We start from the raw sequence: 21,004 nt of genomic DNA, 5'->3' as shown, positions 1-21,004 counted from the left end.
CGCAAGGAAATCACGACGCATGAATGATGAAGCCGCAGTGACGGGGTCATCTGCCGCCGAAGCGCTTGCCGACCGCATCGTCCGCCACGGGCAGCAGCACGATCCGGCAGATTTCGCAGCCTGGCTGCAGCAGTCCCCGGAACTGCAGGCACCCGCGGATGTCAGCGCAGTGAAGCTGGCAACCTGGCAACGGCTGATGAATGGCACCACGCCGTTTCCGCAGGCGAACTTCGAGCAGCTGGCCGACCGCTTCCAGTGGTATGACCGGGGCAATATCCGCGAGTGCTACGACATGGCCGCCCTTGGCCACAGCATGCACGTGCGCTGGTTGCTGTTGCGAGGTAACGAGGTTGCTCTTGCGCGCTACATGCATCGCGATGATGCACCGGTTTCCGTAGCACAGGCCCGCGTGCGCGTGGCTCGGTTGAGTGGGCGCTGGCGACCACTACGTGCACGGTGGCAGGCGCGGTCAGCGCACACGCGACGCGAGATGCGCGACACTCTGCACTACCTGGTCGGCGAGCCGATCATGTGGTTCGTGGTTCCGCCGCCGCCGTTGCAGCGCAAGCAAGTCCTGTTCTGGGCGGCAGCGGCCGGTAATCGGCTGCATTCAGCGCCGCGCCGCCGACTGCCCCTGTGGCAGCGTGTTGTCGTGGCGCTGCTGTTGGCGTGCACCCTGCTGGGCGCCTTGGCGATAGCCCACAGGGCTTCTATCGCCAGCCCCAGCGATACAAGGGGAGATCGCTTGGTATTGCAGGCACCCGCCAGTACGTGAGCGATTGATCGACAGCGGCACTGTACTCGGCATCATCCACCAGTGCTTCTTGCAACGCTTCGCTCCGATGAGGCAGGGCGCACCAAGACCGGGGCTGGTGGACGCAGTCGCTATGATCGCGCAGGCACTGGTGCAGGCCTGCTGGATGAAAAGCCTGCATGTCCAGTGCGGCCGTCCGCGCTGGCCCAACCGTGGATTACGGCAGCGCCGGGCTCGGCGCCACCGCAGCCACGCATGGCGTGGCTCTACTTCTCCCGCCGCCAGTTCAACGAGCCACGGTTTTCCACCGTGCTCGATTCCACTTCCACGTCGAAGCCGCGGCGCAGCAGGTACTTCAGGGTGATCACCGAACCGGCGCCCACCAGCGACACGCCGTAGCCCACGTAGAGCTTGGGCGAGATGTACTTGCCCACACCAATCACCGAGCCGCCCAGCGCGCGCGACTGGCTGACGCCGGCATCGTCCAGGCCCAGCTTGGCACCCAGCTGCGAAGCCAGCAGGCCACTGCCCGCCGACAGCGCGGCCGATGCGGCGTTCACCTGCTGGGTCTGGTCGCTGCTGGCACCGGTCAGGCTGCGCCCCAGCACCAGGTAACCCAGTGCTTCGGACTGCGACATCGCCGGATCGGACCAGACATCGGCGCGCGGTTGCTGCGCGCGCCCGGTCACGTCGATGCCGGCGGTGACATCACCGATCCGGCGTTCGGCGCGGATGTTGATGCGCGGGTCGGACACCGCGTTGTAGTTCCAGTTGAGGTTGCCGCGCGTGATGGTCAGGTCCTGGCCATAGGCCTTGTAGCGGCCACTGACTTCCAGGCCGCCGTTGGCGGTCATCTCGCGGCCGGGCTTGGCCCAGACCTGCATCTTGCCGGTCAGCGCGCCCTTCAGGCCGAAGCCGGTCATCTTGACCTTGTCACCCAGGCTGACGGCCAGCTCCATGTCCAGCGGCGAGGTGCGCGACTCTTCCGGATCGGCCGGGTCCAGCACCACCACGTCCTCGGACACCGAGGTGCCACGGTCCAGGCGCTCCAGATCGATGTCGGCCTCGGGCACGTGCACCGTTCCGCGCAGTTCCATCGCGGCCTTGGCCAGGGTGAAGTCCAGGTTGGGATTGGCGATGATGCGCAGCTCGCTGGTGTTGGACAGCAGCACATTCTCGCCGTGGATCTTCAGCTGCAGCGGCTGTGCATCGCCGAACCAGGACAGGCCGCCGTCGACATACAGCGTGCCCTTGCCCGAATTGGCCTGTGCGGTGATCTTGGCCGACCCATCGGGCTGGGCGACGAAACTGCCCTTGCCCTGGTCGAAGGTCAGGCCCAGCGCCGGGAACTCGCCCTTGAAGTTGCTCAGCTGTGCATCACCGCCCAGCGACGGTTGGCCGCGCGTGCCACGCAGGCTCACGTGGCCTTCAATCAGCCCGGTCGGGCGCACCACATCCGGCGAGAACAGTTCCAGCCAGTACAGGCGCGACATGTTGAGGTAGAGCTCGCCGTTGAGCGGCGCACTCGGTTCCCAACCAGTCTGCATCTTCGCATCAACGAAGCCGTTGCCCTGGAAGCCCATGCCCAGGTAGCCCTTGATGCTGGCCGGGGTCATGTCCAGCTTCAGCGAGAACTGGTCATAACGCACCAGCTCGCCACGGTTGGCATCGCCCACGCCGGTGTTGCGGTTCTCGCCCAGGCGTACGCCACCTTCGGCCGAGCGCACTTCCACATGCCCTTCCCATGCGTTGCCACGCGGACGGATCTGCGCGTCCAGGTTGAGTTCGCCACGCAGGTAGATGCGCCGGCCGGACTGTGGCGGCAACCACGGCTGCACCAGCGCCAACGGCAACGCATCGCCGCGCACCACCAAGCCTTCGCGCGGCCAGTTGGCATGCGCGCACAGGGCGCCACCGGTCGCAGCACCCAGACAGGTTTCGCCCAGTGTGTAGTTGCTGCCGTTGATGGCGAATGCCGCAGGCGCACGCAGTGCCCACGCATCGCCCTTCACCGGTGCGATGCGCAGCGCGGCCAGTTCGCCACGCCATTGCTCGCCCTGCTGGCGCACGCTGCCCTGCAGCTCGATCGCGCCCAGTTCGTTGCGTGTCTGTGCGGCCAGGCGCAGGTTGGAGACACTGCCCTGCGCATCGATGTTCAAGCGTTCCAGCAGCATGCCGGCATTGACCTGCTGGCCCTGTATCGCCAGCGTGCCACTGTCGCCACGCCACGGCAGGCGACCCTTGATGCTCAGGCTTTCAGCGCCATAGCCGTCCCAGTTGAGATTGTTGCCGACCAGATCTGCAGTGATGTCTGGTGCATCGCGCGGACCTTTCACCTGCACCTGGCCACGCAGGCCACCATCGGCGCCGGGCAGCAGATCGCTCAGCTGCAACGGCTCGAAGCGCGCATCGATGTCCAGGCGGTCGCCGACCTTGCCCGAGGCGGTCACCCGGCTGCTGCCGACGGCCAGTTTCAATTCACCCTGGCCCTGTTCACCCTGCAGGGCGAACTTGCCTTGGGCATCCACATTGCGCTGGCGCAGGATGCCCTTCAGCGACGGCAGGTCCACCGTGGCCTCCAGCGTGCCCGCAGTGCCCGGCGGCGCGTTGGCCGGCGGCGGCAACTGACGTCCCTTGGACGCGAGATTGCCGGACAGACGGCCATCCCAACCCGGTGCGAAGTAACCCGGGTCGAAATCCTTCAGCGTGGCCTTGGCATCCCAGTCCAGCTGCGGTGCCCAGGCCACCTTGCCTTCCACCTGCAGCTGGCCACCCGGGGTCTGCGCCTGCAGTTCGCGGATCTCCGCAGCCTGATCGTTGCCACGCACATCGAAGCGCAGCTGCGCCTTCTGCTTTTCGCGCTCGACATCGGCACGGCCGATCGCCGCCCACGCCTTCAACGTACCGGCCAGACCGAAGCGCGCTTCCTTCAGCGTCACCGGCACCGGCGAACTGCCGGCGGTGTTCGGGTCCGGTGCAGGCACCCAGGTCAGGTCCTGCGCGATCACCGAGAAGTTCAGCTTCTGCTGGTCTTCCTGGCTGAAATCGGCGGTACCTTCCAGGCGTGCTTCGCCGCCCAGGCCCTTGACCACCAGCGGCGAGACCTTCAGCACCTGGTCCTGCAGCGAAACCACCGAGGGCGCCAGCTCCAGTTCCTGCTCACCCTGCTTCACCCGGCCATGCAGGTTGGCGTTGCCGCCCTTGCCGGAGGCGGTGAAGTCCAATGCCAGCGGCGCGATGGCCGAGCTGGCCAATGCCGGCGACAACAGCGCCAGATCCAGCTCGTCGCTGCGTACAGTCGCGTTCCAGGTCGGATCGGTGCGGCCATCGAACACCAGCATCGCGTGCAGCGGCTTCGGCGCGCGGCCGGCCAGCGCCACTTCCATATGCGCCAGGTCACCGCGCGCGACCAGGCCGACCGTGGCCGCGGTACGCCCGCGCGGTGCCGGCAGCACCGCGGTGACGGTGACGTCGGTGTCGTAGTCCTTGGCCGGGATGTAGCGGCCCTGGGCAGTGAAATTGCCCATGTCGCTGTCCACCACCAGCTTGCGCGCCTGGAACTCGCCATTGGCGATCTCGATGCCACCGCGCACGCGGCTGATGTCGATCACCGGCTCGTTGGCCTGGCTGATGCGGAAACTGTCGATGGCGATCACATCAGCCTGGATCGCCAGCGGCATTTCGATCTGCGGCAGCGAATCGGGCCACGACGGCAGCTTGAACGGCTCATCGCTCTTGGCCAGATTGAGCGTAGCGTTGGTCAGCTCCAGCTTGTCCAGCAGCAGCTTGCGGCCCAGCAGCGGGCGCAGGTCCGGCTCCAGGTGCGCGCGCTCGGCGTGGAAATGGATGTCGTCGTAGCGGAAGTCGACGTTGTACAGGGTCAGCGGTCCGGCCACCGGGCCATCGACCTTGTCCCAGGTGAAACTGGCACCGACCGGCAGGCGCGCCACCACCTGCGCCAGCAGCACGTCGCGGCCGGCCACCGTCTGCAGCAGCCAGTACACGGCCAGCAGGGCGACCAGCACCAGGCCGACCACGCCCGCGCCGGACCATGCCCAGAAGCGGCGACGGCGGTAGAAGCGCACGCGCCGTGGCGGCGTGTTCGGCGACGGAGTCGGTGCGGACGTGCTCACAGGTCCGCTCCGATGTTGAGGTACAGCTGGAACTGCGAATCAGGGTTGTTCAGACCGTGAGCGATATCGACCCGCACCGGGCCCACCGGCGATTTCCAGCGCACGCCGAAGCCGACGCCGGTGTGCAGGTCGATGTCGGTATCGAAGGCGCTGCCGGTGTCGACGAACACCGCTGCACCCCACGGACCGCCATTGAAGTAATGCTCGTACTCGGCCGAGCCGACCACCAGGTGCTTGGCACCAAGCGCGTACTTGTCCGGCTTCGGCGTGCGCGGGCCGACCTCACGGTAGGCATAGCCGCGGATGCTGCGGTCGCCACCGGCGAAGTAGCGCAGGCTGGGCGGCATCGCCACCAGGTCGCTGGTCCAGGTGGTGCCGCCTTCGCCGCGCAGGATCAGGCGATTGGTCGGCCCCACCGGGATGTACCAGCGCAGCACGGCATTGGCCTGCACGAAGCTGGTGTCCGAACCGGCGCCTTCGACGCCGGCACGCACCGTCGCGGTGCCACTGATGCCGCTGCGCGGGAACAGCTCGTCATCCACCTTCACGTAGTCGGCCACGATCTGCGGGTAGACCAGCGTGGACGTGTTGTAGACCGCATCGGTGAATTCGGTGCCCGAGGCATAGCGCCAGCGCTCGCGCAGCGCGTTGATCGAGGCGATGGCGGTCCAGTTCTCGTTGATCTCGCCGCTGCGGCTGGCGATCAGCTTGAAGTTGCGCAGATCGATGTAGTCGGTCTGCTCGTCATAGGCACTGGCGGCGAAGGTGTACCAGCCATCCAGCCAGTTGAATGCGGGAATGCGGTAGCTGGTGATCAGGCTCTTGCGCTTCTGCGCATAGTCCAGCTGGGTGTTCATCTTGTGGCCGCGGCTGTTCAGGTAGCGCCGTTCAAGGCCACCACGCACACCGGCGCCACTTTCGCTGCCGTAGCTCAGGCCGTAGGAATAGATGCTGCGCTTGGCCCGCGTCAGCTTCACATCGACCGGCACCTCGCCGTTTTCATCGGCCTGGTCCGGGCGCGGCTGGATGTCGATCACGCTGAAGTAATCGAGCTTGGTCAGCGACTCGCGCAGGCGGTCCAGCTTGCCTTCGTGGAAGTAGCTGCCCTGGTCCCAGTAAACCAGCGGGTCGAACAGCTTGTCGTCGAAGTAGTTCTGCTCGAAGGTCACCGGGCCCATGTTGTAGCGGCGGCCGCTGTCCCAGGTCAGGTCGATGTCGGCAGCGTTGTCCGCGCGGGTGATCTGCACCTGGCGCTGGGTGTAGTCGGCGTCGAAGTAGCCGCGCTCGGCCAGGCGCCGGGTCACGGTGATCTTGCTGGCTTCGTACTGGGTGTGTTCGAAGCGCTGGCCCTTGCGCGGCTTGAACGCGGCCAGGTCGTCCTGCAGGTACTGGTCGTACATCGCCGGACCGGTGATGTCGATATGCTCGCGGCGCACCAGCACCGGCTGGCCCTTGTCGACATGGATCAGCACGGTGACGTGCTCGTCCTGGCGTGGCGCCTCGACCTTGATCACCGGGTTGTAGTACCCGAACGGTTCCAGCGCCTGGCGGGTCTGCCGCTCGGCCTGTGACAGCAGGTATTCCAGGCGCGACTCGCCCTGCTCCTTGCCGATCGTGTCGAACAACGACAGCGATTCCTGGATGTTCTCGATGATCGCGGCGTCGTCGCCCTTGTCCAATCCCTTGATGTCCACCTTGTCGATGGTGCCGCGCGCATGGGCCACGGAAGTGGCGCAAAGCGAGAGGACCATCAGCGGCAGGGCGTATTTCGTTGGCTGCATGCGGCACAGCATACCGACCGGAGGTGACGATGCGAAATGCATCACGTCAATCCGGATCGGTTGTTAAGTGGCGGTCAAAATACGCGCCTTTGTGGCGATCATCGCGGCCGCATGCGGAAATATCGGCATCGCGTCGCTGCCGGCCAGCGGCCGGCTACCCAGTAGATCCACGCCATGCGTGGATACGGTCTGATTCATGGCGAGCGCGCAACGCGGCCTGCAGAAAAACCGCCGGGCATGGCCCGGCGCTACCCATCGCGGGCGATCAGCTGGACAGGTGCTCGATCGCCGCGACCTTGCCCAGGCGCTCGCCCAGCATCGTCAGCAGCGCCAGGCGGTTGCCGCGCAGTGCCGGATCCTCGGCATTGACCATCACCCCGTCGAAGAACGCATCGACCTGTGGACGCAGGCGGGCCAGGCGCGCCAACACGGCCACATAGTCCTTCTGGTGCAGGCTGGCGCCGGTATCGTCGATGGCGGCAGTCACAGCTTCGGCCAGCGCGCGCTCGGCATCTTCCTGCAGCAGGGCCGCATCGATCTGGCCCGGAATATCGCCTTCGGCCTTGCGCAGGATGTTGCGGATGCGCTTGTTGGCCGCTGCCAGCGCCTCGGCTTCCGGCAGCGCCGCGAAGATCCCGATCGCGTCCAGGCGGCGGTCGAAGTCGTACAGCGAGGCCGGCTTCAGCTCGGCCACCGCGTTGAAGTGGCTGGCCGGCACGCCCTTGTCGCTGTAATAGCCCTTCAGGCGGTCGAGGATGAAGTCGTACAGCTCGGCCACGTCGGCCTGCACGTTGCGCGCGGCCAGCCCGGCGTTGGCGCTGGCCAGCAGCGCGCGCAGGTCCAGCTCGAAGCCGCTTTCGATGATCGTGCGGGCCAGGCCCAGCGCGTTGCGGCGCAGGGCGAACGGGTCCTTGTTGCCAGTCGGCTTCAGGCCTGCGGCGAAACCGGCGGCCAGGGTATCCACGCGCTCGGCGATCGCCAGCACCTTGCCCAGCGGCGACAGCGCGATGTCATCACCACCGAAGCGCGGCTGGTAGGCCTCGTCGATGGCCAGCGCCACCTCCGGCGATTCGCCACCGGCCACCGCGTAGTGGCGGCCGGCGATGCCCTGCAGTTCCGGGAACTCGTTGACCATGCGCGACTGCAGGTCATTCTTGGCCAGCTGCGCGGCACGCTTGGCCAGCAGCGGATCGGCGCCGACCTGCGGCGCAATCACTTCGGCCAGCGCCACCACGCGCGCGACCTTGTCGGCCACGCTGCCCAGCTTGGCCTGGTAGGTCACCGTCTTCAGGCCCTCGCCCATCGCCTGCAGGCCCTGCTTCAGGTCTTCGTCGAAGAAGAACTTGGCATCGGCGAAGCGCGGGCGGATCACCCGCTCGTAGCCCTTGGCCACTTCGGCCACGTCCTTGGACTCGATGTTGGCGATGCCGATGAACTTCTCGGTCAGCTTGCCGCCGTCATCCAGCACCGGGAAGAACTTCTGGTTGATCTCCATCGTCTCGATCAGCGCTTCCTGCGGCACCGCCAGGAACGCGCGCTCGAAGCTGCACAGCACCGCCGACGGCCACTCGACCAGGTTCACCACCTGCTCCAGGTTGTCCTCGGTGATGCGTGCGCTGCCACCGGCGGTGGCTGCAGCGGCTTCCACCTCGGCGACGATGCGCTGGCGGCGCTCTGCCGGGTCAACCAGCACGAAGGCGGCGCGCAGCGATTCCACATAGTCCTGCGGCTGGGTCAGCCACACGGTCTTGTCGTGCAGGAAGCGGTGGCCGCGGCTCATGCGGTCGGCCTTCAGGCCGAACAGTTCGGCCTCGACCACGTCACCGCCGTGCAGCAGCACCAGCCAGTGCACCGGGCGCGCGAAGCCCCAGCTGTGGTCGCCCCAGCGCATCGGCTTGGGAATGGGCATGCCGGCGATGGCCTCGCGCAGGATCTCCGGCAGCAGCGCAGCAGTGCGCGCGCCCGGGGTCACCGCACGGTGCACGAAGCGCTCACCCTTGTTGTCGGTGGTCTTTTCCAGCGCGGTCCAGTCGATCCCGGCCTTGGCCGCGAACCCCTGCAGCGCCTTGGTCGGCTGGCCTTCGGCGTCCAGCGCGATGTTCAGGTACGGGCCCAGCACTTCGCTGTGCTGTTCCGGCTGCTCCAGGCCAACGCCCGGCAGCAGCACGGCCAGGCGGCGCGGGGTCGACAGCGGGCGTGCATCGCCCAGCTCCAGTTCCACGCCGCGCTTGCGCAGGCCGTCGACAACACCGTCGAAGAAGGCCTGGGCCAGGCCCGGCAGTGCCTTGACCGGCAGCTCTTCGGTGCCCAGTTCAATCAGCAGGGGAGACAAGTGGCTCATCGGTTCGATCCTGTGGGGGGGGCGCAGCGCGCGACGCGGCCGGCGCCCCTGGGGTAGTAGGTGAAACGCGTGATGGGAGAACGGGCCGTCAGGCCTTCTTCGCGCCCGGGAAGCCCAGCTTCTCGCGCTGCTCGTAGTAGGCCTTGGCCACCGCCTGGGCCAGCGCGCGCACGCGCAGGATGTAGCGCTGGCGTTCGGTCACGCTGATCGCACGGCGCGCATCGAGCAGGTTGAAGGTGTGGCTTGCCTTCATCACCTGTTCGTAGGCCGGCAGCGGCAGGTTCACTTCCACCAGCTTCTGCGCTTCGCGCTCGCAGGCATCGAAGCGGTGGAACATTTCTTCCACGTCGGCGTATTCGAAGTTGTAGGTGCTCTGCTCCACCTCGTTCTGGTGGTAGACGTCGCCGTAGGTCACCGGCTGCCCATCGGGGCCGTAGGTCCAGACCAGGTCGTAGACGTTGTCGCAGTTCTGCAGGTACATGCACAGGCGCTCGAGACCGTAGGTGATCTCGCCCAGCACCGGCCGGCACTCCAGGCCACCGGCCTGCTGGAAGTAGGTGAACTGGGTCACCTCCATGCCGTTGAGCCAGACTTCCCAGCCCAGGCCCCAGGCGCCCAGGGTCGGCGATTCCCAGTTGTCCTCGACAAAACGCAGGTCGTGCACCAGCGGATCGATGCCCACCGCCTTCAGCGAATCCAGGTACAGCTGCTGGATGTTGTCCGGTGCCGGCTTCATCGCCACCTGGTACTGGTAGTAGCGCTGCAGGCGGTTCGGGTTCTCGCCGTAGCGGCCATCGGTCGGGCGCCGCGACGGCTGCACGTAGGCCGCGTTCCAGGTTTCCGGACCGATCGCACGCAGGAAGGTGGCCGGGTGGAACGTACCGGCGCCCACCTCCAGGTCGAGCGGCTGGATGAGCACGCAGCCCTGCTGGGCCCAGAACTGGTTCAGGGTCTGGATCAGGCCCTGGAAGGTGATCGGAACGGTCGGGGTCGCGGACATGCGGACGAGTCTTGGCCGGCAAAGGGGTGCGCTAGTATAACGGCCGACCTGCGGGGCATTCCGTACCCGGAAGGAGCAGGTGGATGGAACATCGGCTGCCCACGGGCACGCCCGGCGAGCCTGGCGCGGCACCATTGCCGCCCGGTCGCCTGCAGTTCGAACAGGTTGCGGCGGCCCTGCTGGCCGACGGCGTGGTGGCTGCGCACGAGCGCGAGCGCATCCGTTTTTCCGCACAGGGCGCCCGCAATGCCAGTGAAGTGCATCCACTGGTGCTGCTGTCCAACCTCAAGCTGGCCGCCAGCGACGGCGGCGACCTCAATCTGGAACGCCTCACCGAGTGGCTGGCCCAGCGCACCGGCAGCCGCTACCTGCGCATCGATCCGACCCGGGTCGACGTCGCCTCGGTCACGGCCGTGGCATCGCACGCCTACGCGCGCCGCCATCGCTTCCTGCCGCTGGCGGTGGATGGCGAGCGCGTGCTGGTGGCCACCAGCGAGCCGCTGGCACAGGAATGGCTGCGCGACCTGCAGCACCTGACCCGCCTGCGCATCGAGCTGGCGGTGGTCAATCCGCTGGACCTGCACCGCTACACCATGGAGTTCTTCGGCGTCACCCGCTCGGTGCGCGGTGCCCGTGGCGACGTACGGGGTGAGGCCAACACCACCCTGCCCAGCTTCGAGCAGCTGGTGGAACTGGGCCGCACCGGCGACGTCAATGCCGACGACCAGCACATCGTGCACATCGTCGACTGGCTGCTGCAGTACGCCTACGAGCAGCGCGCCTCGGACATCCACCTGGAGCCCCGCCGCGAAATGGGCCGCATGCGCTTCCGCATCGACGGCGTGCTGCACAAGGTGTTCGAAGTGCCGCCGGCGGTGATGACCGCCGTGGTCAGCCGTATCAAGGTGCTCGGACGCATGGACCTGGCCGAGCGCCGGCGCCCGCAGGATGGTCGCATCAAGACCCGCTCGCCCGGCGGCCGTGAAGTGGAAATGCGCCTGTCGACCATGCCGACCGCCTTCGGCGAGAAATGCGTGATGCGCATCTTTGACCCGGAAGCGGCCTTCAAGAGCATCGACCAGCTCGGCTTCAGCCCGCAGGAAGCGGCCGGCTGGACCGCCCTGGTCGAGCGCCCGCACGGCATCGTGCTGGTCACCGGCCCGACCGGTTCGGGCAAGACCACCACCCTGTATTCCACCCTGAAGCGGCTGGCCACGCCGGACGTCAACGTATGCACGGTGGAAGACCCGATCGAGATGATCGCGCCGGAATTCAACCAGATGCAGGTGCAGACCAACATCGACCTGGATTTCGCCAGCGGTGTGCGCACCCTGCTGCGGCAGGACCCGGACATCATCATGATCGGCGAGATCCGCGACCTGGAAACCGCGCAGATGGCGGTGCAGGCCTCGCTGACCGGCCACCTGGTGCTGTCCACCCTGCACACCAACGACGCGCCCTCGGCCATCACCCGCCTGCTCGACCTGGGCGTACCGCATTACCTGCTGTCCTCCACCGTCAACGGCATCCTCGCCCAGCGCCTGGTGCGCACCCTGTGCCCGCACTGCAAGCAGCCGCACACCCTCGGCCGGGCCGATTGGGCAGTACTGGCTGATAGCGAAGCTGCATATCCAGATGCCGCCACGCCCTGTCGGCCGGTCGGTTGCCTGGAGTGCCGGCGCACCGGATTCCTCGGCCGCATCGGGCTGTATGAGCTGCTGCCATTGGGCTCGCGCCTGCGCGGGCTGATCCGTGCGGACATGGATCTGGCCGGTTTCAACCGTGCCGCGCGTGCTGAAGGAGTGCGAACCCTGCGCCAGGCCGGGCTTGAAAAGGTGGCACAGGGGCTGACTACAATCGAGGAAGTCCTGTCCGTACTACCTCCCCCGGATGAATCCAGCGCCCTTCCTGATCCTTGAAACCGGCCGCCCCGTGCCGTCGTTGCGCCGCTACGGGCGCTTTCCGCACTGGATCCGGGTCGCCGCCGGCCTGGAAGAACACGAGACCGTCGTGGTCGACGTCGAGCACGGCGCCGACCTGCCCGATCCACGCCAGTTCGCCGGCGTGCTGGTAACCGGCTCGGCCGCCTTCGTCACCGACCACGCCGAATGGAGCGAACGCAGTGCCGCCTGGCTGCGGCAGACCGCGCACGACGACGTGCCGGTGTTCGGCATCTGCTACGGCCACCAGCTGCTGGCCCACGCGCTGGGCGGCGAAGTGGCCTACAACCCCGCCGGGCGCGAATCGGGAACGATTGAGTTGGCACTGGACCCGCAAGCCGCGCAGGACCCGTTGTTCCAGGGCCTGCCGAGCCACTTCGCGGCCCACGCCACCCATCTGCAGACCGTGCTGCGCGTACCCGAAGGTGCCGCCGTGCTGGCGCGCTCGCCGCTGGATGGCTGCCATGCCTTCCGCTGGGGCCGCCAGGCCTGGGGCGTGCAGTTCCATCCGGAATTCGCCACTCACCACATGCGTGGCTACGTGCGCGCACGCGCCGACTGCATCGGCCGTCATGGCGGTTGCGCGCGCAGCATCGAGCGCGCGGTCAGCGCCGCGCCGCTGGCGCGCCAGCTGTTGCGGCGCTTTGTCCGCCAGGCCCGGCTGTCTTCAGCCCAGCCGGTGGCAAAACAGGGATAATCGGCGGCACGGGCACACCGCCCGGCCCCTCCTGTCCCTCCCCGGATGTCCATGAAAGAGATTCGCAAGCTGCCAGCCTCGGCGGGCGCCCAGTGGTTGCTGGATACGTTCTCGCTGTATCGGCGTGCGCCGCTGCAGCTGGCCCGGATCGGCCTGACCTGGCTGCTGGTGAACTGGGTGGTCACCCTGCTGGGAACGATGCTGCCCGGTACCGCCGGCCTGGCCCTGCAGATGATGACGCTGGTGATTTCACCGGTGATGTTCGGCGGCATGCTGTACGCCATGGGTGAGATCGACCAGGGTCGTCCCGGCCTGGCCACCCATCTGCTGCAGCCGATCCGCGACCGTCGTGTCAGCCACCTGCTGGTGCCGCTGGCGATCCAGGTGCTGGCCGTGCTGCTGCTGGGCGCGCTGCTGTACCTGATGATCGGCCGCGAGGGCTTCACCGCCTTCAGCGACACCATGACCAAGATGCAGGAACTCGGCCGCAGCGGGCAGCAGATCAGTCCGGAAACCGCCGCCGAACTGGTCGCCAACCTGCCCGCGCAGCGCATCGCGCTGTGGATGCTGCTGGTGTTCTGCACCGCCGTGGCGCTGACCCTGGCGATGTTCACCCAGCCGGCACTGGTGGTGTTCGACCGCCAGAGCGGCATGCACGCGCTGCGCCTGAGCCTGCAGGGCTGCATCGAGAACATCGGCGCCACCGCCGTGTTCACCGTGCTCGGCCTGATCGCCGCGTTCTGCGTCTATGTGCTGTTCGTGATCGTGGTCCAGCTCGGCATGCTGCTGGGCGGCCCGCTGGCGGCGGCCTTCATCGCGCAGCTGGTGTTCACCACGGTGCTGATGCCGCTGTATGTCGGCGCCGTCTATGCGGCCTGGAAGCAGATGTTCGTGCATCGCGGCAGCCGCGGCGCACCGCCGGTGCCGCAGTCGCCGCCTGCCAACGACGTCTTCCACGCTTGAGCGGCGCTCAACGGTAGCGCCGGGCCATGCCCGGCGGATGGATGTCACCTCACCCCACGAACGCCGGGCATGGCCCGGCGCTACCGGGGATCAGGCCGCAGGCTTCTTGACCACCGAAGACGGCACCAGCCAGCGCGCGGCGTGGATGCCCAGCTCGTACAGCAGGCACATCGGGATCGCCAGCATCAGCTGCGACACCACGTCCGGCGGGGTCAGGATCGCGGCGAGCACGAAGATGCCGACGATCGCGTAACCGCGTCCTTCCTTGAACTGCTGCGGCGTGATCCAGCCCAGCAGCACCAGGATCACCATCGCCACCGGCAGCTCGAAGCTGCCGCCGAAGGCGAAGAAGATCGCCAGCACGAAGTCCAGGTAGGCATTCGCATCCGGCGTGATCGCGATCACTTCCGGGCTGAAGGTGGTGAGGAAGTGGAAGACCGCCGGCAGCACCAGGAAATAGGCAAAGGCGCAGCCGGTGTAGAACAGCAGCACCGAGGAGACCAGCAACGGCATCGCCAGGCGCTTCTCACGTGCATACAGGCCCGGCGCGACGAAGGCCCACAGCTGGTACAGCAGCCATGGCACGGCCACGAACAGGGCCACGAAGAACGTCAGCTTCAACGGCGCGAAGAAGGCGCCGGCCGGGTTGGTGGCGATCATCGTCTGCCCATTGGGCAACTGCGAGATCAGCGGCTCGGCCAGTGCGTTGTAGAGCTTCTGGGTAAACGGCAGCAGGCCCAGCAGCACAACGCCCAGCCCCAGCAGCGCACGCACCAGGCGCGAGCGCAGTTCAACCAGGTGTTCCACCAGCGAACTTTCGCCGAAGTCGTGTTCGCTCATGACGGGCGCTCCGTGCGCGCGGGCGTTTCGGTCGCGGTATCAGCAACGGCATTGCCCGCAGCGTCAGCGGTGGCGGGCGTAATGGCTGCACCTTCAGTCGACGCCCCCCCCTGCTCGGGCGCATCCGCCAGATGTGGGGGCTGTTCGGCCGGGGCCGGTGCACGCACCTGCTGCGCCAGTGTGTCGCTGTGCTGTTGCATCTGCTCGGCTTCGCGGCGCATGGCTTCGCCGCTGGCACGCAGCTGGTTCTCGGTGTCCTGCATGCCCTGGCGCACGTCCTGCATCTGCCGCTTGATGTCTTCGGCCTGCAGTTCGCGTTCCAGTTCCTGCTTGACCGAATCCCATTGATTGCGCGCGCGGCGTACCCACAGCCCGGCGAAGCGGGCCGCCTTGGGCAGGCGCTCAGGTCCGAGCACCACCAAGGCGACAACCGCGATCACCAGCAGTTCGCTGAAGCCGATATCAAACACCGCAACCGCTCCGGATCAACGCGGCTTGCGGTCGTGCTCGTCCTGCGCGGTGCGCGAGGCGTCCTGGCTGCGCGACTCGTCGCCCAACTGCGCGTTCGGCTTGTCGTCGTCGTGCATGCCCTTCTTGAATTCCTTGACCGCCGAGCCGAGGTCCTTGGCACCACTGGTCAGGCGCTTGGTGCCGAACACCAGCAGGACGATGGCGAGCACGACCAACCAATGCCAGATGCTGAAACTGCCCATAAGTCGCTCGTTACGTTAGTGATCAGATTGCCGAGCATAGCGCACCGGCTGTTAGCCGGCGCGCGTGACGAAAGTCAGTTGTTGCCCAGTGTTTCAGTGCGGATTTCACCGTCGTTGACCGGCTGGAAACCCTGCTGGGCCGGCGGCGGGGTCTGCGGCACGGCCTGCAGCGGCGCCGTGGTCGCTTCAGCAGGTGCCGCCGGCGCTGCCTGAACAGGCTGCGGGGCAGGCGCTGCAGCGGCCGCCGGACGCGGTGCGTCATTGCCACCATTGCGGTTGTTGCGCGCCGCGTAGGTGGCCTCTTCCAGGCGATCACGGAAAGCGACCACATCCATTGAAGGCGAGCCAGCCGCGCGGCCCTCGAAGATCATCCGCGGGGTGGTGTTGCTGCCGTAGGCGTCAAGGTTGGCAGCATCGTCGATCTGCAGGATCGCACCATCCAGGGCCACGCCAGCGAACAGGCCGCGGGCGCGCGACCACGACCAGATCTCGGCCTTCAGCTGGCCATCGGTGGCGGCGGCGGCATTGCGGCCGACCGGACCGGCGGCCACACCGGCATCGGCGCCGAGGGTGAACTTGCCGTTGACGAGGTTGTCCAGGCTGCGGTCGTTGCGGAACACCAGCACAACGTCGGAGGACTGCACACCCGCCTGGAAGCCGATACTGCCGCCGGTGAGCTTGATGAATACCGGGTTGGACCACGCACCATTGGGCATGCGCACCGACATCAGGCCGTGGCCACGACGGCCGCCGATCACCAGACCGGCCTTGATCGTGTCGGGAATGACGATGACCGCGCGGCCTTCGTCGAGCAATTTGTCCGGAATGCCCTGTTCAGGGATTCCCTGGATTTCAGCCAGTACACGCACCGCGTTGCGGGCGCGCTGGTCTTCCTGCGGTCCGGCCATGGCCTGGCTGGACAGCAGGCTGGCGGCGATCAGCAGGGCTTGGATCGGGCGACGCATGGCAGGCTCCAGAAGTCAGTCCATAGGAAGATATAGCAAGTGACTGAAATTAGTAGTGTTGTGATGAATCCCCAATGAGCGTTGCCTGCTCATATTGGCCTTATCGATGACATCCATCCGAACCCTGCATGCCGACGTGACGATGGAATCGGCGACAATACCGCCCATGCTCGACGCACCCGATACCGCCGTACTGGCGGTCAACCTAGGCACGCCCGAGACGCCGACGGCTCCCGCCGTTCGTCGTTATCTGGCCGAATTCCTGTCCGACCGGCGCGTGGTCTCGCTGCCGGCACTGCTGTGGCAGCCCTTGCTGCGCGGTCTGATACTGCCGCTGCGCAGCAGCCGTTCAGCCGCCAAGTACGCCCAGGTGTGGCTGCCGGAAGGCTCGCCGCTGATGGTCCACACCCGCCAGTTGGCGCAGGCGATGCAAGCATTGCTGCCGACGCTGCGCGTACGCCACGCGATGCGCTACGGCGAACCCGCGCTCACCACCGAACTGGATCGGCTGGCCACCGAGGGCGTGCGCCGCATCGTGGTATTGCCGCTGTATCCGCAGTATTCGACCACCACCACGGCCTCGGTCGAGGATCGTGTGGATGCCTGGCAGCGCAGGAACCCACAGGTCACCGTCAGCCTGGTGCAGGACTATTCGATCGATCCGGACTGGGTCGCCGCCGTTGCCGGCTCGATCCAGCGCTACTGGCAGCAGCAGGGTCGCGGCCAGAAGCTGATGTTCTCCTTCCATGGCATTCCGCAGCGCCTTGCCGATGCCGGCGATCCCTATCCGCAGCGCTGCGAGGCCAGTGCGCGCGCGATCGCCGCAGCACTGGGCCTGGGCGCGGACGACTGGCAGATGGGTTACCAGTCGCGCTTCGGCCGCGAACGCTGGCTGCAGCCCTACGCCGAGCCCAGCCTGTGGGAGCTGGCCGAAACGGGGGTGAAGCAGATCGACGTGGTCTGCCCCGGGTTTGCCACCGACTGCCTGGAAACGCTGGAAGAAGTCGCCATGGGCTTCACCGAAACACTGGCAGAGCGCGGCGCACAGATGCGCTACATCCCCTGTCTCAACGCCGCACCGGAACACGCCCGCGCACTGGCTCGGCTGGCCGTGGCCTCGCTGGCATGAGCCTGCAGCCGTTTGAGCTGCAGGTCGCGGGCGTCCGCGTCGCCGGCCTGCGCCGGCCGGGTGAGGGTCCGCGGGTGCTGGCCCTGCACGGCTGGCTCGACAATGCGGCCAGCTTCGTTCCGCTGACGCCGCATCTGCCGCACCTGGACTTGGTGGCGATCGATCTGCCCGGGCACGGCCACAGCGCGCATCTGCCGATCGGGGCGGTGTACACCACGCCAGCAGCGATCACCCATGTCCTCGATGTCGCCGATGCACTGGGCTGGGACCGGTTCACCCTGATCGGCCATTCGATGGGTGCCGGCATCGCCAGCCTCGCCGCAGCGGTCAGTGATCGCATCGAACGGCTGGTCGCCATCGAGGCACTCGGCGGCCTGCGCGGGCCGGAGGAAGAAACTGCCAGCCGCCTGCGCGAGCACGTCGACGCCACCCGAGCACTGGCACGCAAGCAGCTGCGCGTGTTCCCGGATCTGGCTGCACCGATCCGGGCGCGGATGATGACCAACCAGCTCAGCGAAGGCTGCGCACGCCTGCTGGTCGAACGCGGTGTCGAGCCGGTCGAAGGCGGCTATCGCTGGTGCAGCGATCCGCGCCTGATGCTGCCCACCGCGATCCGCCTCAGCGAAGGCCAGATCGACAACCTGCTGCAGGCCATCACCTGTCCTACCCAGGTGATCTATGCCACGCCTGCACAGTCGTATTATCCCGAGCCGATGCGCAGCGAGCGCCTGCAGCATCTGCGTGATGGCCGCCTGGCGGTATTCCCCGGCAACCATCACCTGCACATGGAACACCCGGCGCGTATTGCCGCCGTCATCGATGCGTTCCTGAGCGAAAACGCCAACGCACGCTGACCATCGTCGGCCGCGCGCACTTCACTCTGCGCCAGTGCGGCCGATAGAACGGTGGTGGGCCCTGCGTCCACAGCACGCAGGTCCTTTGTGCCTGCGGCTCGTTCCTGGTTCTACAAGGAAGACCGCATGTCCCGTCTGCTGCACCGTCATCCACAGGATGTGGTCACGGTGTCCGTCCTCCGCGTCGCTGCCTGCGCCGCATTCCCCGAATTCCCCGACCGTGCCGTCGTTGCGCTCATCCGCGCAGCGCGTTGCATGGCCGCTGCCGTCCGTTGATCCAGGAGTTGCCGATGTCCATTGCGTCCTCCCGCCCGCCCGACCAGGGCCGTCTCCCTTATCTGCAACAGCTGGCCGAGCGAGGCGATCGTCGCCTGCTGCTGGGCAGCGTCGTACTGGCAGCGATCGGCCTTGTGCTTGCCGTGCGCGGCACGTCGCTGCCCGCTGCGAGCGCCGTTGCCGCCGCAGTGCTGCCAGCCGCCTGGCTGGGCTGGCGCCAGGCCGGCCATTCGCTCGCGCGCAACGGCCTGGCCGTAGTGCTTTCACTGCAGTTGAGCCTGCTCTGTCATATCAGCGGATTGAATGCCGCATTGCCCATCGCGCTGCTGCTGGGCGTGCTGCTCATCCAGCGTGACCGTATGCCGTTGTGGCTGGCCGGCGCCGTGGGTGTCAGTGCGTTGCTGGCGCCGTTGCTTGATGGGGCGGCCGTCCTGCCGCCGCTGTTGAATGCCATGGCCCTGGCGGTGCTGACGCTGGTGCTGGGCCAGACCGCCGCGCGCCTGCGCCAACAGAGCGAAGCGCTGGGTCACGGACCGCACCGCCTGGCGGCATTGGCACGTGACATCGCCACGGGCGCCGACCTCGGCGCACACAGCGATGCACGCAACTACGCACCCGGTTCCCTGGCCCACGCGCTGGCCGATACCGCACGCCATGTGCAGGCGCAGCGCGGCCGCGAGGCCGAAGCACATGCCGAGAACGCGCAGATCCGCCAGGCACTGGATGCCTCGCGCACGGCGATGATGATCGCCGACAACGATCACGTCATCCGCTACGTCAACCGCTCGGTGGTGGCGCTGCTGCGCAACCAGCAGGCCACGCTGCGCCAGGCCTTCCCCGATTTCGACGCCGAGCGGCTGGTCGGCAGCAGCATCCATCGCTTCCATGCCAACCCTGACCGCATCCGCGGCATCCTCAATGGGCTGCAGGCGACACACAACGGCAAGGTGCGGATCGGGCCGGTGCACTTCGCCCAGGTCGTCACCCCGGTGTTCGACGCACAGGGCGCGCGCTTGGGTTTTGCGGTGGAATGGCATGACCGTACCCACGAACTGACGCTGGAGAATGCCGTCGCCGGGATTGTCGATGCCGCCGCGCAGGGTGATCTGGAACAGCGCCTGCAGGCCAGCGAAGGCGCCAGCTTCCTCGACGGCCTGACCGGGGGCATCAACCAGCTGCTGGACACACTGGGCAGCACGGTCGACGAAGTGCGGCAGATGCTTTCGGCGATGGCCAACGGCGATCTCGACCGTCGCATGCAGGGCGAGTACCACGGCGCGTTCGCCGCCATCCAGCGCGATGCCAACGCCACCGCCGGCCAGCTGGCGCGCATGGTCGGCCACATCCAGCACTGCGCCACCACCATCAGCACGGCCGCCAGCGAAATCGCTGCCGGCAACGGCGCGCTGTCCGAGCGCAGCGAGCGACAGGCCGCTCATCTACAGGAAACGGCCGCCTCGATGGAGGAGCTGACCGCCACCGTGCGCCAGAACGCAGCGCATGCGCGCCAGGCCAGCGAGCTGGCCGCCTCCACCCAGGGCGCAGCAAGTGATGGCAACCACGCCATGCAGCGGGTGGTCGACACCATGCAGGCCATCGAGGGCGCGTCGAAGCGGATCGGTGACATTACCGGTGTAATCGACGGCATTGCCTTCCAGACCAACATCCTCGCGCTCAACGCAGCGGTTGAAGCGGCACGCGCCGGCGAACAGGGACGCGGGTTCGCGGTCGTCGCCAGCGAGGTCCGTGTGCTCGCACAGCGATCGGCGGCGGCGGCCCAGGAGATCAAGGTCCTCATCGACGAGGCAGGACGTCAGGTCGGCGAGGGCGCCCAGTTGGTGGCCGATGCCGGACAGCGCATGCAGGGCATCGTCGGCGGCGTTGAGAACGTAAGCCACCTGATGCGCGAGATCTCGGCGGCGTCACAGGAGCAGTCCTCCGGTATCGAGCAGATCAACCAGACGGTGGTGCAGATGGACCAGGCCACGCAGCAGAACGCGGCGCTGGTGGAAGAAGCCACTGCGGCGGCACGTGAACTGCAGTCGCAGGCCGGTGCACTGAACCAGGCGGTATCGGTGTTCCGCCGGCGCGAGGCCGCGTTGATCGACTGATCCAGGCCTGCGTCTGCTGCATGGAAGGCGGCGCCCGCAGGGCGCCGCCTTTTTGTTGGGCGCAGTTCCCGGCGGAGTTGTTTGACTCAACGGGTACGAAGGCGGTCCGTTTGAGGCTGCATGCGACACGATGATAAGTAAGAAGGCCAGAGCACCTGCCGCTGCGGCGGAGTATGTCCGCCAGCTGCTGTGCTCCAAAGAATGCGGCACCGCCTGGGCGCCGCATCTACGCGTGGGTATTGAGTTCCGGTAGTGCCGGCCGCTGGCCGGCAACCTCATGAACATCACGCGGCTGCACGTGGTTGCCGGCCAGCGGCCGGCACTACCCTTGGTTTCTCGCGCACAAAGAAAAACCCCGCTGCGTGAGCAGCGGGGTTTTTGGGTATAAACCCTGGCGATGACCTACTCTCGCATGGCTTAGGCCACACTACCATCGGCGCAGCTACGTTTCACTTCCGAGTTCGGGATGGGATCGGGTGGTTCCATAGCGCTAATTTCACCAGGGAG

At 67.0% G+C, this 21,004-nt stretch carries 16 protein-coding genes and 1 rRNA gene; 8 read left to right on the top strand and 9 right to left on the bottom strand.

Features of this window, described 5'->3' with window-relative positions:
* Positions 1-19 precede the first annotated feature (19 nt).
* Entirely contained in the window at positions 20-775 is a 756-nt protein-coding gene (locus LC407_RS12960; RefSeq protein ID WP_223482960.1) for a hypothetical protein, read from the top strand.
* Positions 776-1,020: 245 nt separating this feature from the next.
* Here LC407_RS12960 and LC407_RS12955 read toward each other — a convergent pair whose 3' ends face one another.
* From LC407_RS12955 to glyQ, 4 genes are all read right to left on the bottom strand, one after another.
* On the bottom strand, positions 1,021-4,887 hold the full coding sequence (locus LC407_RS12955) for a translocation/assembly module TamB domain-containing protein (protein WP_223482959.1): 3,867 nt from the start codon (positions 4,885-4,887) through the stop codon (positions 1,021-1,023).
* Complete coding sequence (locus tag LC407_RS12950) at positions 4,884-6,680, bottom strand: autotransporter assembly complex family protein (RefSeq protein ID WP_223483087.1); 1,797 nt, start codon at positions 6,678-6,680, stop codon at positions 4,884-4,886. The genes LC407_RS12955 and LC407_RS12950 overlap by 4 nt, the downstream gene beginning before the upstream one ends.
* Positions 6,681-6,933: 253 nt before the next feature.
* Complete coding sequence (glyS, locus tag LC407_RS12945; RefSeq protein WP_223482958.1) at positions 6,934-9,009, bottom strand: glycine--tRNA ligase subunit beta; 2,076 nt, start codon at positions 9,007-9,009, stop codon at positions 6,934-6,936.
* Positions 9,010-9,097: 88 nt separating this feature from the next.
* Positions 9,098-10,009 (bottom strand): glycine--tRNA ligase subunit alpha, encoded by a 912-nt coding sequence (glyQ, locus tag LC407_RS12940; RefSeq protein WP_025878768.1) that lies wholly within the window; start codon positions 10,007-10,009, stop codon positions 9,098-9,100.
* Between the two features lie 83 nt (positions 10,010-10,092).
* On the opposite strand from glyQ, the gene LC407_RS12935 reads away from it, so the two are divergent.
* The 3 genes from LC407_RS12935 to LC407_RS12925 are packed head-to-tail and all read left to right on the top strand — an operon-like array spanning position 10,093 to position 13,609.
* The gene (locus LC407_RS12935) at positions 10,093-11,928 is read left to right on the top strand and encodes a GspE/PulE family protein (RefSeq protein ID WP_032976767.1); all 1,836 of its coding nucleotides are present in this window, start codon (positions 10,093-10,095) and stop codon (positions 11,926-11,928) included.
* Positions 11,900-12,646, top strand: a complete 747-nt coding sequence (locus LC407_RS12930) for a glutamine amidotransferase (RefSeq protein WP_025878766.1) — start codon at positions 11,900-11,902, stop codon at positions 12,644-12,646. The genes LC407_RS12935 and LC407_RS12930 overlap by 29 nt, the downstream gene beginning before the upstream one ends.
* Before the next feature lie 51 nt (positions 12,647-12,697).
* Positions 12,698-13,609, top strand: a complete 912-nt coding sequence (locus LC407_RS12925; RefSeq protein WP_025878765.1) for a BPSS1780 family membrane protein — start codon at positions 12,698-12,700, stop codon at positions 13,607-13,609.
* Between the two features lie 90 nt (positions 13,610-13,699).
* Here LC407_RS12925 and tatC read toward each other — a convergent pair whose 3' ends face one another.
* The 4 genes from tatC to LC407_RS12905 form a co-directional block, all read right to left on the bottom strand.
* Positions 13,700-14,449, bottom strand: a complete 750-nt coding sequence (gene tatC, locus LC407_RS12920) for a twin-arginine translocase subunit TatC (RefSeq protein ID WP_025878764.1) — start codon at positions 14,447-14,449, stop codon at positions 13,700-13,702.
* Entirely contained in the window at positions 14,446-14,919 is a 474-nt protein-coding gene (gene tatB / locus LC407_RS12915; RefSeq protein ID WP_223482957.1) for a Sec-independent protein translocase protein TatB, read from the bottom strand. The genes tatC and tatB overlap by 4 nt, the downstream gene beginning before the upstream one ends.
* A gap of 15 nt (positions 14,920-14,934) precedes the next feature.
* Positions 14,935-15,162 (bottom strand): Sec-independent protein translocase subunit TatA, encoded by a 228-nt coding sequence (gene tatA / locus LC407_RS12910; protein WP_025878762.1) that lies wholly within the window; start codon positions 15,160-15,162, stop codon positions 14,935-14,937.
* Between the two features lie 74 nt (positions 15,163-15,236).
* A complete protein-coding gene (locus LC407_RS12905) occupies positions 15,237-16,127 on the bottom strand; it encodes a YSC84-related protein (RefSeq protein WP_025878761.1) in 891 nt (296 codons plus the stop codon).
* A 166-nt stretch (positions 16,128-16,293) separates the two neighbouring features.
* Here LC407_RS12905 and hemH point away from each other — a divergent pair, with 166 nt between their 5' ends.
* The 4 genes from hemH to LC407_RS12885 all read left to right on the top strand — a co-directional run bounded on the left by hemH (position 16,294) and on the right by LC407_RS12885 (position 20,497).
* Positions 16,294-17,256, top strand: a complete 963-nt coding sequence (hemH, locus tag LC407_RS12900) for a ferrochelatase (protein WP_080149541.1) — start codon at positions 16,294-16,296, stop codon at positions 17,254-17,256.
* A complete protein-coding gene (locus LC407_RS12895) occupies positions 17,253-18,110 on the top strand; it encodes an alpha/beta hydrolase (protein ID WP_080149540.1) in 858 nt (285 codons plus the stop codon). The genes hemH and LC407_RS12895 overlap by 4 nt, the downstream gene beginning before the upstream one ends.
* A gap of 126 nt (positions 18,111-18,236) precedes the next feature.
* On the top strand, positions 18,237-18,386 hold the full coding sequence (locus LC407_RS12890) for a hypothetical protein (RefSeq protein WP_154231535.1): 150 nt from the start codon (positions 18,237-18,239) through the stop codon (positions 18,384-18,386).
* A 14-nt stretch (positions 18,387-18,400) separates the two neighbouring features.
* Positions 18,401-20,497, top strand: a complete 2,097-nt coding sequence (locus LC407_RS12885) for a methyl-accepting chemotaxis protein (RefSeq protein ID WP_223482956.1) — start codon at positions 18,401-18,403, stop codon at positions 20,495-20,497.
* 389 nt (positions 20,498-20,886) lie between these two features.
* Here the strand turns inward: LC407_RS12885 and rrf are convergent.
* A 5S ribosomal RNA gene (gene rrf, locus LC407_RS12880) occupies positions 20,887-21,001 on the bottom strand.
* Positions 21,002-21,004: the final 3 nt, after the last annotated feature.

Origin of the sequence: Stenotrophomonas sp. OVS01A, assembly GCF_019969775.1 — a bacterium.
GTDB lineage: Bacteria > Pseudomonadota > Gammaproteobacteria > Xanthomonadales > Xanthomonadaceae > Stenotrophomonas > Stenotrophomonas indicatrix.
Note: the sequence above shows the minus strand (reverse complement) of the source record. Positions and strands in the feature narration are given on the sequence as shown.